Source organism: Psychrobacter communis, from assembly GCF_014836505.1.
Lineage (GTDB): Bacteria > Pseudomonadota > Gammaproteobacteria > Pseudomonadales > Moraxellaceae > Psychrobacter > Psychrobacter faecalis.
On record NZ_JACSQR010000018.1, the window covers coordinates 1 to 17,623 of the forward strand.

The following is a 17,623-nucleotide window of genomic DNA, read 5'->3' on the forward strand; positions in this document are numbered from 1 at the left end:
GGTACTGAAATGGTTATGCCTGGTGACAACGTTGAGATGGGCGTAGAGCTTATCCACCCAATCGCTATGGACAAAGGTCTTCGCTTCGCAATTCGTGAAGGCGGCCGTACCGTAGGTGCTGGTGTTGTTGCTAACGTCCTTAGCTAAGCATCAAAACCCTAACGCTATAGAGTTATCTAAGCGTTATGTAGTAAGAAAAAAGCCATCCTGATAAAGGGTGGCTTTTTTTGTGGGATATGAATGAGGATAAGGGGTTAAATACTAGGATTTTTCTCTAATTTGAAAAAAATAAATTCCAAAGCTATAAATTATAAAGACTGATTTATATATAGTAGATTAAAGATTTGCTTATAGATAACTATAACCTTTATTATATAGCGGTAGCATTTTAAAAATAAAAACACAATAACCTAAATTGGAGTAAATAATGATTACCCATGTACCTGATGTGACTTTCAAAACTCGTGTTCGTGATGAATCTATCGGCGGAGACAACCCATTTAAATGGTATGACCTAACCACAGATGAGTTATTTGCCAATAAAAAAGTGGTGGTTTTCTCTCTACCAGGTGCTTTTACGCCAACGTGTTCGACTAGCCATCTACCTCGTTATGAAGCGCTTTACGATGAATTTAAGGCGTTAGGCGTAGATGAAATCGTTTGCATTTCTGTTAATGATGCCTTTGTCATGTACCAATGGGGCCTAAAGCAAAACCGTGAAAACGTTTTCTTGCTTCCTGACGGCAATGGTGAGTTCACTCGTAAAATGGGCATGCTGGTTGATAAGAGCAATCTTGGCTTTGGTATGCGCTCATGGCGGTATTCGATGTATGTCGATAACAAAGAAATCAAAAAAGTGTTTAAAGAAGCGGGTTTTGATGACAATTGTCCAACAGATCCATTTGAAGTATCAGATGCAGATACCATGTTAGAATATTTGAAAAGTAATGCTTAATCACAATTCTTAAGTGCATTGACGTTTGACTGGTATCATCGGGCGTCGATAGATACTAGGGCGTGTCCTCATTTTAAAAATGGTGATAAAAATGAGATAAATTGCCGTCAAACGAGGAAAATAGCGCAAATAATATCGAGATATTAATCAGCTATTTGACGATGTTTGACAAAATTTAGCCATTTTTAGCCCATTTAGATACAAGCGCTTGAATTGAGGAGACGCCCTAGAATGCTGAAGCTCAAATACTGTCGAACTGCTTAATCCTTAAGTATAAGGGCTAAGCAGTTTTTTTATGTTTTCTACAAAATTTTGGTAATATTAACCCCAGTTCGGGATAAGCGCTCAAAAAAAAGATAAAAAAAGAAGTCCGAAGTTGCTAAAGTGAGTTTACCAAGACAAACTTCACAACAAGGACTTCTTACATGGACAACCTAACCGAACTATACTGCCATATTGACGACTTTTATCAGCAATTCAAACCTGAGTTTGACGCTCATTTAATCGCAACGGGACACCAAAGGTTAAGAGCATGCCAGATAAGTGTAGCAGAGATTATGACCATCTTGGTACTGTTTCATCAACTGCGGTATCGACAGTTTAAGGCGTTTTACTACCACCATATGCATGGCATGATGAAACGGGAGTTTCCAAACCTGCCGAGCTACTCGCGATTTATAGAGCTTATGCCGCGCAGTATCATGCCACTGTGTGCCTACTTGCAAAGCATGATGGGCGACTGTACGGGTATCAGCTATATTGATTCAACCAAGATAGCAGTTTGTCATAACAAACGTATCTACCGTCATAAAGTCTTTAAGGGACTTGCAACCCGAGGCAAAAGCAGCATGGGCTGGTTCTATGGCTTTAAGCTGCACGCCATTATCAATCATAAGGGCGAGCTTGTATCTGTTAAAGTCACTGCGGGTAATACGGATGATAGAGCGCCTGTTAAGGATATGGCAACACCTGTGTTTGGCAAGGTGTTTGGGGATAGAGGCTACATCAGTAAAGCCCTAAACGAGTGGCTCACAAAACACAGTGATACTAGGCTGATAACGAAACTTCGGCGTAATATGAAGCCGCAAGTACTCAAGCCGATGGATGAGGCACTACTCAATCATCGCTCTTTGGTTGAAACGGTATTTGGAGAGCTTAAAAACTTGTGCCAAATCGAACACTCACGCCATCGTAGTGTCACGGGGTTTATCACAAACTTGCTGTCAGGGTTGATTGCTTATTGCTGGTTTCCCTATAAACCCACCATCAAAAATATGCCTCAGCAGGGACAGGTAGCAACATTGTAAATAGTATCAATGAGTTACAATGTGGCTTATCCCGAACTGGGGTTAATATTAAAATAAACGTCTAAGATATCTTTGAGTATAGGCAGCTTAGGTATGTATTTATGACATATATAGAATGTCATTTATGAATAAGTTTAAAAATCCAGCTAACATAGCCGTTAAGGCATAAGAAAAATAAAAGGAAAAGCGGTGTTTATTATAAAGAAATTAGCAACCAATACCTCAGAGCGACAACAAGCGCTTCAAGCAGTCGCAAATATTGAAACGCTCGTACAGCCGCACGACGCATGGACTGAGCAGACATTGGCTGAGATGCTCGCGCAAGATAGTACGCATATAATGATAGTGTATAAACCAGAAGGTAAAGCCGATAATAATAAAGTCATTGGCTACTGCCTCTATCAAATAATTTTTGAGCAAGCAGAGATACTGCGTATTGGCACCCATCCTGACTATCAGCGTCAAGGTATTGCCTCGCAGCTTTTTGCTACATTAAATAATGAGTTAATAAATAATAAGGTAGAGAGCTTATTGTTAGAAGTGCGCGCAGATAATGCACCAGCGCTTGCTTTATATGAGCAGCAAGCGTTTGCTGTGATTCATACACGTAAAAATTATTATCAACTGCCACATCAACCTTCTGTCGATGCATTAATCCTGCAACGAGTTTGTGATTAGCAATTGGTTGTTTAGAAGAGTAAATAGTTATTAAAAAAGAGTGAAATCATGCTTGCGGCGGTATTTTCTTTTTGCAGATTTCGATATTAGAGAGATAGTTTTTATCGGTTTTCATGCGTTCAAGCACCTCGATGCGTTCAGCCAACATTTCTATCATCAGATTAATTGTCGTTTGCTGTTTTCTAACTTGCGCCAATTTCTGCTGCGTAAGGCTTAGCTGCAAATCAATATCAAGTTGACCATCGTAATAATCATTTAAGCTGTCTTTGATTTCAGTTAATGTAAAACCAATGGCTTGAGCACTTTTGATGAGCTCGATACGCTCGACGCATTCGGGATGAAACTCGGTATAAAGTCGGGAGCCCGCTTGGCGTTTGCGAGATTTCAGTAGCCCCAGTTGGTCGTAATGACGAATGGTATCTTTGGTGGTATTGGCCTGCGCCGCTAGTGTGCCAATCAATAAAAACGCTGTGTCGGGTGCCATGCTGACCTCGTAAGTAAAATACCTAAATTACTAATTGTGTAAAAAATGATAGCAAGCATTATTCGTTACTATGTTTAACTATAAATAGATTTATTTAAGTTTACTTTATACTTTCAATTGCCAAGGCTGAGGTTTATCGAGAAGTGAGACCGCTAAAGATTGATGAGAGTCCTTTTGCCATTTGACTGAACGGCTGCCAATTAAAGTATCTAGCTCTAGCAAAAATTTAGCGCGTGGCAAGATTTCAGCTCCCAAACTTAATAAATGGTCGTTTGGTAGCTGACAGTCTACCAATTCGACATGGCTTTGCTCACATAAACGCGTTAAGCCCCAAAAAGCGAGTTTTGAAGCATTTGAAGCAACATGAAACATCGATTCGCCAAAATAAATACCGCCTATTTTTAAGCCATATAAACCGCCAATTAGATGCTGTTTATCATCCCAAACCTCAATGCTATGCGCAAAGCCTTGCGCGTGTAGCTCAGTATAGGCGTCAATCATTTCACTATGAATCCAAGTATGTTCACCCTCGGGTAGCGCGGCATTGAAACCATCGCTACGCGGTAAGCTACAAGCATGGATAACATCATCGAACGCTTGATTGAGGGTCAACTGCCAACGTTCGCGACCCGCTTGTTTACGTAGTGATTTACTCGGCTTATAATCCGTTGGCACCATGACGCAGCGCGGCTCAGGGCACCACCAAGCGATAGGGTCATCTTCATTAAACCATGGAAATAATCCTTGCGCATAAGCTGAAATTAGCGTTTCCGGTGATAAATCTCCACCGACAGCAACGATACCGATGCCATCAGGGTCCACCATCGCAGGATCGGGAAAATTATAACGCCCAAGACTTTTTATGTATTGACGAAAGTTTTCAGGCGCTATAGCAGCCGCATTAATATCAATGCGGTCGTTATCTTTAGCAAAATCGCTCATTTATGCTTCTTTATCTTCAGTCAATGTGGAAGCATAAGTGTGGTCACGAGCGACTGTCTCACCCATAGCGTCCAAATATTTTTCGGCATCAAGCGCTGCCATACAGCCAGTACCCGCCGAAGTAATGGCTTGACGATAAACGTGGTCGGCGACGTCACCCGCGGCAAATACGCCCTCGATACTGGTTTGGGTGGCATTGCCATTTAGACCGCTATTAACGATTAAGTAGCCATCTTTCATTTCTAACTGGCCTTTGAACAAGTCTGTATTTGGCTTATGACCAATGGCGACAAACATGCCAAATACGTCTAATTGCTTGGTGCTGCCATCAAGCATCGATTCGATGACCAACCCATTGACACCCATATCATCGCCGACGACTTCGCGAACTTTATGGTTCCATTCGATTTTGATGTTACCGTTTTTAACCTTTTCAAACAGCTTATCTTGTAGGATTTTCTCAGAGCGCAAGCTGTCGCGGCGATGGACTAGCGTCACTTCAGAGGCGATGTTTGATAAGTATAAAGCCTCTTCAACGGCGGTATTACCACCACCAATAACTGCTACTTTTTGGTTTTTATAAAAGAAACCATCGCAGGTGGCACAAGCTGATACGCCAAGGCCACGGAATTTGTTTTCTGACTCTAAGCCTAAATACTGCGCAGAAGCACCCGTTGAGATAATCAAGGCATCACAAGTATAGCTACCGTTATTACCGATTAGCGTAAAAGGACGCTCATTCAAATTGACTTCATTGATATGGTCGTAGACCAGTTCGGTACCAAAGCGCTCGGCATGGGCTTTCATACGATCCATAAGCGCAGGACCGGTCAAATCATGGGCATCGCCTGGCCAGTTATCGACTTCAGTAGTCGTGGTTAGCTGCCCGCCAACCTCTAAGCCCGTGACCATAACAGGTTTTAGGTTGGCGCGTGCTGCATAAACGGCAGCGGCGTAACCGGCAGGGCCTGAGCCTAAAATAATGAGTTTTTCGTGGCGCGGAGCCGTGTTATCAGTTGCCATAAAATTTCCTTGCTTGCTATCTAAATAAGAAATATAAAAATTAAAATACGTGGTACAAATGATAAATGTTATAAAAAATAGTCGCTAAAATCGCGATGAATATGGTTTTTCTTATTGCTGTGTGATAATAACATAAGGGCTGAGGGCAAAAAGTGCAAGTTTGCTAAAATGAATATGGGTATCATTAGAATCAAAGCACGGAGCGCTTAAAAACTGCTCTTAAAATGAAAGCATACTTTTTCATTGCATACTGGTTTATTACTGAAAGGTGTGGCGAATGTTCGGTTAATGACTGCATTTTTTGCTCAACCGCTTAATAATTGATTTTCTTCTGCGCTTTCTTGATAACACTGTCGCCACTACGCCTATGTATTTGTTATTATAAGAAGTTATGCAAGCGTAGTGGTCAGTGAATAACGCATCAAATTATAATGGTATTTATATAGTGCCACTTAATAGTAGAAAATCACTTCAGCATGAAAAATTTCAATCATAAGCTAGCAACCATTTATATTAATAACCAGCACTAACGAGCATTAGCAACGAGTATTGACAACAAGGCAGATCTTACGTGATATCAGCACCACTTATTGAGTATTTAAAAAAGGGCATATTTACCCTGCTTGGGTTAATACTGGCTGTTTATTTGTTCGTCATTTTGATGACGTATACGGGTAACGATCCGAGCTGGTCGCATATCAGCAGTGACATGACGACCGTGAATAACATGGGCGGCGAGATGGGCGCTTGGCTGTCAGATTTGCTCTATAGCTTCTTTGGGTTTGGTGCTTGGTGGTTGCTGGCGTTTTTGGTTTATGAGTCGGTGCTGATTTGGTGGGATAATAAACCAACGTTTTGGTTATTACGTGTCGTGGCTTATGTATTTTTGCTGTTAAGTGCCAGCGCATTATTTGCGCAATTGGTGGCGCTGGTACAGCAAGTGGCAGACCCGATGACATCAGGCCTTAAAGGCGTTGCTGGCGGTATTATTGGGCTTGAGCTGCAAGCACGTTTGGCACAGCTGTTGTCGCAGTGGGGTAGTGTAATATTTTTGACGGTATTTGTGGTGATTACTGCCACTTTTGCTTTTAATATTCATTGGTTAGCGATTTATCAAAAAATCAAAACATGGTCATGGCGTGATACTGCGGTTCAAGACAATGCGGCTCAAGCGCGTGATAGTAAACGCGATAATATACAAGCCGCGCCAGCAGCATCTGAGCAACAGCAAAATGATGAAAGTGTGAGCGATGCAAAAGCGGCGCAGGGCTTTGAGCAGTTACCACTCGATTTGCCAGCTACTGACCATGCTAATCATGCTCAAACCGCCGATAAAAGTGGTCGCTTTAACAACGTATTGAAAGAGTTTTTAGCGACGTCAGGTCTTGGTGCTAGCGTTAAAGCGTCTATGTCAGCGGCAGCAGCAGTGGCACAAACGGCAACGAATAGCGCATCGCAAGATGAGCAATTACAAACAGCTTCAGCTAATGTAAGCAATTTTAGTCATGTTAACCAACAGCAACCCTCAGCGCCTGTCGCAAATCCTGTGATGGCGCCTGCACGCAAAGTTGAACCAAGTTTTGCTTGGAACGATGCCGATACGGTTGATGATTTGTTGGCGCGTGAAGCAATGGCTGAGCAAGAGACGTTTGGTTATGATACTGCTGCTACAAACACCTCAACCCTCGCTAAATCTGCTGCTACGTCTAATGCTTTTGATGATATTAATGATGAAGATGAAATAACAGAAAGCGTTGATTTAGCAGTTGATAGCTTAGAAGTTAATAACTTAGCAGATGCGTGGTTAGCAGAACATGCCGCAGTGCCAGTAGCGTCTAAGATAGAACAGAAACAAACCGTCATTGAAGCGCCAGTAATGCAGACCTCTTTCGCCAAGGAGCAAAAAGTAGCAGAGGATTTAATCGGTAATGACATTGATGATTCAATGGATGACTTCTCTGAAGCTTGGTCTATCGAAGGCTCTGAGTTTACCGATAACTCTGAGCCTTTAACTCAACATGAAGTGCTGTCAACTCAATACGAATTGACGAAAGACTGGCAAACAGATAACGCTGCGCTAAGTGATGAAATCGATAAAGTAGATGAAGTCAGCGAAATGACTGACATGACGCCGACCAATACCCCGCCTGCCAATCCAAAATTAGCACCAACGGTGGACACTGGTACTTCGGTGACCAATATTGCTCCGGCGGCCGCTAAATCGACCGTAAGCTTTGCAGTGCCAGAGGGTGATAGCAGCAATCATATTACCGACATGGTGCCAGAAGATGACAGCCGAGCTGACGACACTGATCTGCCAGTGATGCCGCATATCAGTGATGATGCCGCTTTTAGTCAAAAATCACGCTCGATGCAAACCGCCGCTTATCGTAGCAGCCTGACACCGATTCCAGAGCTGTCGATTTTAGATAAGCCAGACCCTGACCGTAAGCCAAGCTATACCATCGCTGAGCTCGAGCAATTGTCAGAGTTGTTAGAGATTAAGCTGCAAGAATTTAACGTCAAAGCAAACGTGGTCAACGCCATTCCAGGCCCTGTCGTAACGCGCTTTGAAGTAGAGCTTGCGCCTGGTGTTAAAGCCAGCAAGGTGACGGGTATTTCGCGCGATTTGGCACGTTCGCTATCGATGGCGTCTTTGCGGGTGGTCGAGGTCATTCCGGGTAAGCCGTATATCGGTATCGAGGTGCCCAATAAAAAGCGCGAAATGGTGCGTTTGATTGAGCTACTAAATACGGAAAAATTTAAAGACCCCAAGGCGCAAATCAGCATGGCGATGGGTAAAGATATTGGCGGTAATCCGATTATCACCGATCTTGCGCGCGCGCCGCATATGCTCGTTGCGGGTACCACAGGCTCTGGTAAATCGGTCTTGGTCAACTCGATGCTACTCTCTATGCTACTCAAATATACGCCAAATGAGCTGCGTATGATTTTGATTGATCCAAAGCAGCTCGAGCTTGCCAACTATAATGATATTCCGCATCTTCTCACACCTGTGGTCACTGATATGACCGAAGCGGCCAGCGCCTTGTCATGGTGCGTGGCAGAGATGGAGCGCCGTTATCAGCTGATGAGTTTATTAAAAGTGCGTAAACTTAACGAGTTTAATAAAAAAGTCATCGCCGCTGAAAAATCTGGGAATCCAATGCTTGATCCCTTATGGCGCCCCAATGACAGCGTCAGTATTAGCCAAGCGCCTAAGCTTAAAACCTTACCGATGATTGTTATTGTCGCCGATGAGTTTGCCGATATGATTATGCAGGTCGGTAAGCAAGCCGAAGAACTTATTACGCGATTGGCACAAAAATCACGCGCGGCTGGCATTCATTTAATGCTTGCCACTCAGCGTCCGTCAGTTGACGTTATCACGGGTTTGATTAAAGCCAATATCCCAGTGCGTGCTGCGCTCCGAGTAAACTCAAAAGTGGATTCGCGGACGATTTTGGATAGCGGGGGCGCAGAAGACATGCTTGGTAACGGCGATATGCTGTTCTTAGGCCCTGGGCAAATTGAGCCTGACCGTGTCCATGGGGCTTATGTCAGTGACGAAGAGGTCAACCGTGTCTGTGATGCATGGCGTGAACGCGGCGCACCCGATTATATTGATAATATGGCTGGTAACTTTGAGCTATCGAGTCCCAGTGGTGGCGCCAGTAATGCCAATGCGTCTGGCGAAGATGACGATTTGTATAATGACGCCGTGGCTTTTATTATGGAAACACGTAAAGTATCAGCATCTAGTATCCAGCGGAAATTTAGCATCGGCTATAACCGCGCGGCGCGTATCGTTGACTCGATGGAAGAGGCTGGCTTGGTCAGCTCTATGGGCAAAAGTGGTAAGCGCGAGCTGTTGATGTAAAAATTAATAGATTTCCCATAAAAAAAGACGAGTAACGAACGTGGCTCGTCTTTTTTTATGGGAGAGCGACAGCATTAGGAACTGAATGACCAATGAGTTTGTTTATCGATTATAAATCGTCATTTTTTATACTAAACTGGTGAGTGTTTATAAAAAAATAAGCATCAATTTAAAAAAGTATAAATCTGTCACTCTCCAAGGACGGTCAGTTATGTTTAAAGAATATACCCAGTACGATGCATTAGCGTTGGCAGCGCTGGTGAATGCAGGGGAAGTCAGTGCCAAAGAATTGTTAGATGCCGCCGTGAATCAAGCCAATGCGCTCAATCCTAAATTAAACGCCATTATCCACCGCTTTGATGAGCGTGCTTATGCTGCTGCAGAAAAAGGCTTGCCAACAGGCGTCTTTAACGGCGTCCCTTATCTGCTCAAAGACCTGTCGTTTCATTTTGCCGATGAGCCAATTACCATGGGCAGTCGCAGCGTCAATATCGTATCAGAAAGCGACAGCGAAATCGTTAAGCGTATGAGAGCCACTGGCGTCAATACCTTTGGCAAAACCAATACGCCAGAATTTGGTTTGATTATCACTACTGAGCCCAAAGCTCATGGCGTCACACACAATCCCTTTAAAAAAGGCTATAGCTCTGGTGGTTCATCGGGCGGTAGTGCCGCAGCGGTATCAAGTGGTATCGTGCCAATGGCAGGCGCAGGTGACGGCGGTGGTTCGATACGCTTTCCGGCGGCATGGTGCGGCGCGTTTGGCTTTAAACCTAGTCGAGGCCGTAACCCTATGGGCCCAAAAATTGGCGAGGGCTGGGAAGGGGCGGTCGCTGACCATGTAATTACGCGAAGTGTGCGTGATAGCGCGGCGATGCTTGATGCGACTAGCGGCGCAGAAATCGGCGCGCCTTACGTCATTGCACCGCCCGACGGCACGTTTTTGCAAGCCGCCATGCGCGCGCCAAGGCAATTAACCATTGCCCTGCATCAACAGCCATTGGTTGCCAATACTGAGGTCGATAAAGAAGTACTTGCTGTATTAGAAAAAACCGCGAAGCAACTAGAAGCCATGGGTCATCGTGTGGTCCCAGCTGAGCCAAATATTAATATTGAGCAATTTTGGCATGATTTTTTAGTGGTGGTCTGTGCCCATACCGCTTTTACCATTGATAATATCGAGCGTTGTTACGGCGCGCAGCATATCCAAAACCTTGAGCCGCAGACTTATAATATGGCGATGCTTGGGCGCTCATTATCCGCCGTTGATTTAGCCCACGCTAAGCATGGCTGGCACGATAGCCAATACCAAACAGGTTTGCTGCTTGAGACCTACGATATGATTTTATGCCCGACCGTTCCAACGCCTGCGGTCAAGCATGGCGTACTACCGCCAAGCCGTATGGATGAAACACTGATGCGCAGCGCAGGCCTGCTCAATAAAGGCATTAACATGGGCAGATTTGCTTTTAGCTCAGGTATGATTGAAAAGCTCAGCGCCCCAGTACTTGGTAAAATGGGCTTTACTATCTTGGGTAATGTCACCGGCTTACCAGCAATGTCGTTACCTGTTGGTATGAGTAAAAAAGGTCTGCCGATTGGGATGCAGCTGATCGGGCGCATGAATGATGAAACGACGCTATTTAGTATCGCAGGCGAGATGGAGCGTGCTGGCATGTTTACCAAACCAGCTTTTGAAACGTAGTTTTATATGATGAAAGAGTTTTGATAACTTCTATATTAAAAAGTAGAGATTAGCAAAAACGCTTTGATTAAAAGTTTAATGTAAACGAAGCACTAATCAAAGCGATAAATATCCATACCCAAACTGTGATGCGCCATGCTTTGATGCACCACAGAGACGCGTTGACCGGCACCTAAAGCAAAAAATAATGGCAACAGGTGCTCATCGCTTGGATGTACATTTTGATAATTAGGATATTGCTGCCAATCTAAAGCGCTTGGAATATCCGTTTTTAGTTGCTGCAGCAGCCAAACTTTAAAGTCTTTGGCGGTCTCATCGATACTCTCTGCTTGCCAACGTAATGCCTCTAAATTGTGGGTGATATTGCCCGAGCCAATCAAAAGGATTTGCTCGGCGCGCAGTTGCGCCAACTGCGCGCCTAACTGAAAGCAAGCGATGCTGTCATAATGGCGTGGCAAGGATATTTGCACGATGGGTATATCAGCCTCAGGATACAGGTGTAAAAGCGGCGCCCAAACCCCGTGGTCACTGACGCGTAAAGGGTTTACACGGCAGGTAATACCGCGCGCCGTTAGCTGCTGCGCCAATGTCTCCGCAAGCGCTGGCTGGCCGGCTGCTGGATACTGCAACTCATAGAGCTCGGGCGCAAAGCCAGAAAAATCATGCCACGTCTTTGGTCGCGGATTGCTGCTGATTTCAAGTTTAGCCGACTGCCAATGCGCCGACATAATGATGATGGCACGCGGTTTGGGCAAGTTTTGACCGATACGTGCCAGCGCACTGGTGGTTGCCGATTGTTCGATGGCGAGCGTCGGAGCGCCATGCGAGATAAATAGCGCGGGCAGTTTAGCCTGTTTTGAGGGCGTTATAGCACTTGCTAGCGCAGGCGTGTCTGTCCAAGCAGCCGCTGAGGTAATGGGTGCTGGCTTGGATGTTGTTGTATTTTGACGTTCGCTCTCAGGTTGCAAAGCAGCGGTCATGGCTTTAGGTGTCGCAGGTTTAGGATGTTTCATGGTGCATTTATTAGGGCGCGCGCCTATATTTCAATCCGTTTTACCATGACGCGTCGCCATTATTTTTGATAGGGCATGGTTGATTTTTATAGCAAATGACTGTTTTTATAAAGGTTTTAATTACCGCGATGATAAGGATGGTTGTGATTGATACTCATGGCGCGATACAGCTGTTCCATTAATACCACGCGCACTAAAGGATGCGGCAGCGTCAGTGCAGATAACGACCATTTCACATCTGCTTTTGCCAATACCTCTGGCGATACGCCGTCAGCGCCGCCAATGACCAACGCAATATCATCGCCTTGCTGCATGCCATCCGCCAATTTTTCAGCCAGCTGTTCGGTTGAGAGCATTTTACCTTTTACGTCGAGCACCCATAATTGCTCGCGTCCAGCCGCAGCATGAGCGGCCAATATCGCTTGACCTTCTTGCTCACGGTACTGCGCCAAATTGGCGTCTGAGGGGTTTTTGGCGCGTTTAGCGGCGGCAATTTCTACGATTTCAGTATTAAGCATGGGCTGGATACGCTTAAAATATTCATCAAAACCAGTTTGTACCCATTTGGGCATTTTATTTCCAACACTCAATATTCTTACTTTCATAATATAGACCACTTTTATAATGGGTTAAATGTAACAAAAAGATTCTGCGCTTAAGGTATTGTAACAAACAGACCTTTTACAAAGTATTTTTTTATGCTTTACTAGCATTTGACCAACAGTTGTTCTTTTCTACACTCATTGCTTTTATCGTTACATGGTCTTATCTTTACATAGTCTTATCGTTGAATGGTAAAGAAAGCGTCAGCAACCCTGTACCGTCTTTTTGATAGAGCATAAGATAGTTTGCAATATTATTTAAACGAAAGGAGTCGTTCATGAACCGTACTATATCAAGCCTATTAGCACTTAGCGCAGGTGCGCTACTCTCAACCTCTGTGTTTGCTGCTTCTTTAAACGGCACGCAGTGGCAAACCATTGATGATAAAACCGGCGAGAAAAAAGCCGTTATTCAATTGACCGAAAGCGGTGGTAAAGTTTCAGGAAAAATCATCAAAGTATTGAATAAAGAAAAGGCAGACGCGCTTTGTACCAAATGTCCTGGCAGCCTAAAAAACAAACCGGTTGAAGGCCTACAGATCCTGTCAGGTCTAAAAGCCGATGGTAATAACCAGTGGAGTGACGGTAAGCTGGTCGACCCTGAGTCGGGAAAAACTTACTCTGGTAAGCTAACCTTGAGTGATAATGGCCAAAGCTTAAAACTGCGCGGTTATGTCGGTACACCTGTCTTTGGTCGCTCGCAAACCTGGCAACGCATTAAGTAGTTTTTACCAGTGCTCTTATAAAAGCAAATTTATAAAGCAAGCTTATAAAACAAAAAGGATAGCAGATTGAGATGTGCTGTCCTTTTTTCATGTTTTAAATTTTAGATTTTAACTCAATGTTTTTATTTTAAAACGCTATCACCTTAAAGCGCTTAGAGCATCTTTCCTAGTCATCATTTGACATTAGCGGCTTGATGGTTTCTGATACGCCGTCATCACTCTGTTGCTCGTCGTTTTTACTATTCGAGGGCGTAGGTTTTGGAATAATCGTCAATGTCGCATCTGACTCAAAAACAATCGCTTCGATATCATCAAAACTATTAATACCTTCAGAACGCATCGCGCTTTCTAGCTCTTGACGCGTTAGGCGCTCATTACGCATGGCATCTGGTAAGAATTGCCCTTGATAAAAAACAATCCGCGGCTCCGATAAAATAAGATGACTAAAACTGACCGAGACAGAAGCATATTTAGTCACTAAAAACTGTAAACAATACAAGGTCACAATAGCGGCGCTGCCTTCGATAAACGGGATTTCTTCGAGTAAAATCGTACTGGCGCTCAAAGAGCCAATCATCACCGTCACAATCCAGTCGAAGTTATTAAGCTGCGAGGTTGAGCGTTTGCCAGATACTTTGGTAATTAACACAATTAACGCATAAACCATGACCGCTGTTAAGATAATGCGCCCAAGTTTTTCTATATTGTCAAAAAGCAGCATGTCCATTATCTGGGCTCCTATTAATCATAAAATACTGTCCGCTATTTTGTCGCTAGCAAATATGGTTTGGCTACAAACAGCGTAACGGAATTTCATCATTAATAGGGCAAAAAGTTTGTATGAGGTTGTATTTTTGAGCATTTAGTAGCGAGTTAAGGGCAGCGATGGTCGTTCAATAAATTTATGCTTAACGGCTTTGCTTAGGATTAAGGAGGCGGTTGATTAATAAGATACTAAGACGCGCGCTGACTAAGCTCAACACCAATATCATCACCAATGCCGAAAGCAGCGGTAGCGGTCGCTGTATAGCCATCTCGGTTAATACCTCACGGCTTACGGCATCAAATAAGAAAAACCAGATACCTAAGAAATAAACTATGGTAAGTAGCCAAACCACCGCAACGCCGCCAAACATCAAGCGATTGATTTCCTTTTTATCTAGCGCGCGCTGTTGATGCTTAATAAATTTATGCACCGCGATATAAGCGCCGACGATGATGGATACGACAGTGACCAGCTGTGAGTTTAGGGCAAATTTGGTTTGCACCATCATAAATATGGCGCTGGCCAAAACATAACCCACCGCAAAGAATCCGATATATGGCGCCATTTTAGGCGGCATTACGTTTAGGTTGCTAGAAGTATTGCCCGCTGTTTGACCATCTTTTGCTGGACTAAGACGCTTGCTAAGCTGCATTGGTTTGCGTGACATAAAAATAACCTTTATAAAGGGTAAAGCATAGAGTGTTAAAACATATTAAGCATGAACGCTGATTTTTATTAATGCTTTCTATCAGTGTGGTCGATATTGTCAATGCTGTGCTGTCCAATCTAACATGCTATCTAATACGGTACGGGCAGTATAGGTATTAAGCGCATGATCGGTATTAATCAGTCCGACTACCACATAGTCTTGCCCAGACAAACCTTTGACATAGCCTGCCATCGAGGTGACATTATTTAAGGTACCCGTTTTTATCCAAGCGCGACCGATGGCTTGCGACTTGGGTAAACGGTCACTATGGGCGCTGATGGTGCCACTGACGCCAGCAATGCCTAGCGAGCTCACATAAGCATCAAAGCTTGGTTGGTTGTATGCGTAGGTCAACAGCTCGCTTAAGTTGGCGGCACTGATGCTGCAATCGCGGCAGAGTCCTGAGCCATTGGTCAAATGCGGCGGAGTAGTAGTTAAGTTGGTTTGCCACCACTGATTGATTGATTGCAGCGCTTGCGGATAGTCGGTCGCTGTTGGCTGACCAAATTGATATAAGCTGATTGCTTGATTGTTAATTGTTTTATCGGTATCAGTGCCTTGCTTATTAACGCTTTCTTGATGCGTGTCGTTTTTATTCACATCTGTTTTATAAGCGCCGATAGAAAGCGCTACTTGTTCGGTCATCACGTTATTAGAGAAGTGATTGATATCATAAATCTGCTGCTTAAGGTTTAAAGAAGGATAGCTGACGACGGGCAAGGGTGACATGGCAATCGCTGCCAAACCATGTGGCGATTTTTTCTGTTTATTGGCAGTTTCATTGGCATGATAAGGCGTTTCTTGAGCGATGACTTTGCCACTTAAGGTATTGCCAAGTGTTTGCCATTTAGAGGCAATGACGCGGGCGGCGAAATCTTTGGCATCAGGGTAGGCGACATAAAAAGCATGTTCGCCGCAGCTGTCTGGCAAATTGCTATTAAGCGTTAATTGTGCCGCTTGCCACTGCGGCGCAATACTATAGCGCGCTTGCCCGCAAGCAGCCGAGCGCATATTTATCATGCTTGGCAATTGATAATTTGCCAATTGCGGTGTGTAGGTTAGCTGCGCGCGCGTATTGTCTAGCGGATAGCTCTGAATACCGACACTGCTAAAATTGACCAAAAAACCATCGGGGCTGGCGTTGTAAGGACGTAGTGGCGAGTTGTCAAAGGCTGCAGGGTCTTTGGTGACGTTTTTAAACACACTACTATCGACGATGATATCGCCGTTGATATGGCGGATGCCAGCCGTTTGCACTTTATAAAGCAGTTGCTGTAAGCGTTCGTGGGTCATTTTTGGATCGCCACTGCCTTGAATAATCAAGTCGCCATAGAGCGTATCGCCAATAATAATACCCGTATGATAAACGCGGGTATGCCAAACGAAGTCAGCACCCAATGTATCTAAGGCGATAAAACTTGGCACCAGTTTCATGGTGCTGGCAGGCGTGCGCGCAATATCGGCTTGATGGCTTAATAGCGGTGAAAACGAAATTTTGATAGCGGGATTATGAGCAGTCGATTTGTCGTTATTGTTTTTGCTGCTTTCATTCTTAGTAGGATTTTTGGTGAGTTTTAAAGCGTCATCTGGCAGTAGCGGTGGCACGCTTTCTATACTTTGATAGGTATAAGGGTCATCGGTATAAGCGTGCAGCTGTCTTGCATGTTGCTTAATCGTCTGTTTTTCAATCGTCACTAAGGCGCTTTGATGTACCGTTATTTCTTTAGCATTAATATTATTATTTTGAGTCGTTTGTTTTTGGATGCTTTCAGGTTCAGCAGTGTCATTGCCAGTAGTTAACGATTCTGGCAGATTAGCGGCTTTAGGGCTATCAATTACCTGAATGGGCGCAGGCAAGCGGCTCGCAGTTTTATCACCGACTGGGGTGATGATAATACTAATATCGGTCGCGCTTAAGTTTGCGCGCGTAAGCGCTGTCTGAATCGCTTCTGGCAAAGCCGCTTGCGCACATAGCGGCGTCAGTATAACACTCGCCAATAAGGTCAGTGATGCTAGGTAGTGAGCAGGCTTATGTAGCGTATATGGTTGCTTAGAAAAAGGCGCTAATTTAGCAAAAGCGGTAGGGCGGTTATGAGTCTTAGAAGTGGGTAGCATGAGCGGTCTATTATCAGGTGACAAAAACAGCCTATGGTAACATGAGTTGCTATTTTCACGTAGTATCAGCGTTGGCGTAGGTGCAAAAATGCCATGGCTGTCATGATAGCATCGTTATAAGCATCGTGCGTGCCAAGCTCTGGGATCTCATAATGCGCTAAAATATTGGTCAAGTGCTGTGATTGATTGGGAATACCCTGCGTACGATCGCCCATACGCCGACTGTATAATTGCCGTATATCAATGACCTGGTTCGGTAGCGTGGTGCCCATATAGCGCTTGACCAAAGGATTCAAAAACCCTGTATCTATCTGCGGGCAAAAACCAACTAGCGGTCGATTGTCTATAAAAGGCAGTACTAACGCCAGCATTTCATCGTAGCTCATACCATGCTCAACATCGGCAGTGCGCAGCCCATGAATCACAATGGTATCACGATCAGGCATTACTGGCGGCCGACAAACCAGATGCAGACCGTTACCTGTATCAATGCTATCGCCATTGATATGAATGGCAGCGATAGATAGCAGGTGATGCTTTTTTGGATTGAGTCCTGTCATCTCACAATCAATCGCGACCCATTTATCAGCTAAAGGTTTATTAAACATCGATGCCAGCTCAGGGCGCTGCAAATGGGTCTTTTGCCAATGAGACGATAACTGTTTTAGCCAACGCATCTTATTTTTGCTCCCCTTTATTTTTTCTCGCAGCGTTCTTAT

The 17,623-nt window shown here is 44.3% G+C and carries 16 protein-coding genes; 7 read left to right on the forward strand and 9 right to left on the reverse strand.

The annotated features are described in order from the left end of the window. The 4 genes from H9653_RS07580 to rimI all read left to right on the forward strand — a co-directional run. Positions 1-147 (forward strand): EF-Tu C-terminal domain-related protein (locus tag H9653_RS07580; protein WP_450088453.1); only part of this gene is annotated, 147 nt, incomplete at its 5' end. 280 nt (positions 148-427) lie between these two features. Further along, positions 428-955, forward strand: a complete 528-nt coding sequence (locus H9653_RS07585) for a peroxiredoxin (protein ID WP_068404024.1) — start codon at positions 428-430, stop codon at positions 953-955. 425 nt (positions 956-1,380) lie between these two features. Further along, a complete protein-coding gene (locus tag H9653_RS07590; protein WP_191691631.1) occupies positions 1,381-2,262 on the forward strand; it encodes an IS982 family transposase in 882 nt (293 codons plus the stop codon). Between the two features lie 189 nt (positions 2,263-2,451). Continuing rightward, a complete protein-coding gene (rimI, locus tag H9653_RS07595) occupies positions 2,452-2,940 on the forward strand; it encodes a ribosomal protein S18-alanine N-acetyltransferase (RefSeq protein ID WP_191691633.1) in 489 nt (162 codons plus the stop codon). A gap of 46 nt (positions 2,941-2,986) precedes the next feature. On the opposite strand, the gene H9653_RS07600 is transcribed toward rimI, so the two are convergent. From H9653_RS07600 to trxB, 3 genes are all read right to left on the reverse strand, one after another. Continuing rightward, positions 2,987-3,424: a MerR family transcriptional regulator gene (locus H9653_RS07600; protein ID WP_191691635.1), complete on the reverse strand. Its 438-nt coding sequence runs from the start codon at positions 3,422-3,424 to the stop codon at positions 2,987-2,989. 105 nt (positions 3,425-3,529) lie between these two features. Next, positions 3,530-4,366 carry a leucyl/phenylalanyl-tRNA--protein transferase gene (gene aat / locus H9653_RS07605; protein ID WP_191691637.1) on the reverse strand — a complete coding sequence of 279 codons (837 nt, stop codon included), beginning with the start codon at positions 4,364-4,366 and terminating at the stop codon, positions 3,530-3,532. Next, on the reverse strand, positions 4,367-5,389 hold the full coding sequence (gene trxB / locus H9653_RS07610) for a thioredoxin-disulfide reductase (RefSeq protein ID WP_191691639.1): 1,023 nt from the start codon (positions 5,387-5,389) through the stop codon (positions 4,367-4,369). Positions 5,390-5,960: 571 nt separating this feature from the next. Here trxB and H9653_RS07615 point away from each other — a divergent pair. Both H9653_RS07615 and H9653_RS07620 read left to right on the forward strand, forming a co-directional pair. Next, complete coding sequence (locus H9653_RS07615; protein ID WP_191691641.1) at positions 5,961-9,269, forward strand: DNA translocase FtsK; 3,309 nt, start codon at positions 5,961-5,963, stop codon at positions 9,267-9,269. A 211-nt stretch (positions 9,270-9,480) separates the two neighbouring features. Then, positions 9,481-10,974, forward strand: a complete 1,494-nt coding sequence (locus tag H9653_RS07620; protein ID WP_144296398.1) for an amidase — start codon at positions 9,481-9,483, stop codon at positions 10,972-10,974. A 92-nt stretch (positions 10,975-11,066) separates the two neighbouring features. Here the strand turns inward: H9653_RS07620 and H9653_RS07625 are convergent, their stop codons facing one another. After that, a complete protein-coding gene (locus tag H9653_RS07625) occupies positions 11,067-11,987 on the reverse strand; it encodes a DODA-type extradiol aromatic ring-opening family dioxygenase (RefSeq protein WP_191691643.1) in 921 nt (306 codons plus the stop codon). Positions 11,988-12,103: 116 nt separating this feature from the next. Beyond that, the gene (gene rlmH, locus H9653_RS07630; protein WP_068406749.1) at positions 12,104-12,592 is read right to left on the reverse strand and encodes a 23S rRNA (pseudouridine(1915)-N(3))-methyltransferase RlmH; all 489 of its coding nucleotides are present in this window, start codon (positions 12,590-12,592) and stop codon (positions 12,104-12,106) included. Between the two features lie 275 nt (positions 12,593-12,867). Between rlmH and H9653_RS07635 the strand changes: the two genes are divergently transcribed. Next, positions 12,868-13,314, forward strand: a complete 447-nt coding sequence (locus tag H9653_RS07635; RefSeq protein WP_144296396.1) for a DUF2147 domain-containing protein — start codon at positions 12,868-12,870, stop codon at positions 13,312-13,314. A gap of 166 nt (positions 13,315-13,480) precedes the next feature. On the opposite strand, the gene H9653_RS07640 is transcribed toward H9653_RS07635, so the two are convergent. From H9653_RS07640 to H9653_RS07655, 4 genes are all read right to left on the reverse strand, one after another. After that, positions 13,481-14,041 (reverse strand): DUF421 domain-containing protein, encoded by a 561-nt coding sequence (locus tag H9653_RS07640; protein WP_191691645.1) that lies wholly within the window; start codon positions 14,039-14,041, stop codon positions 13,481-13,483. Between the two features lie 181 nt (positions 14,042-14,222). Then, positions 14,223-14,747, reverse strand: coding sequence for an ABZJ_00895 family protein (locus tag H9653_RS07645; RefSeq protein WP_191691646.1), 525 nt, complete (start codon positions 14,745-14,747; stop codon positions 14,223-14,225). A 99-nt stretch (positions 14,748-14,846) separates the two neighbouring features. Continuing rightward, a complete protein-coding gene (locus H9653_RS07650) occupies positions 14,847-16,904 on the reverse strand; it encodes a D-alanyl-D-alanine carboxypeptidase/D-alanyl-D-alanine-endopeptidase (RefSeq protein WP_191691648.1) in 2,058 nt (685 codons plus the stop codon). 65 nt (positions 16,905-16,969) lie between these two features. After that, positions 16,970-17,581 carry a 3'-5' exonuclease gene (locus H9653_RS07655; RefSeq protein ID WP_191691650.1) on the reverse strand — a complete coding sequence of 204 codons (612 nt, stop codon included), beginning with the start codon at positions 17,579-17,581 and terminating at the stop codon, positions 16,970-16,972. Between the last annotated feature and the right edge of the window lie 42 nt (positions 17,582-17,623).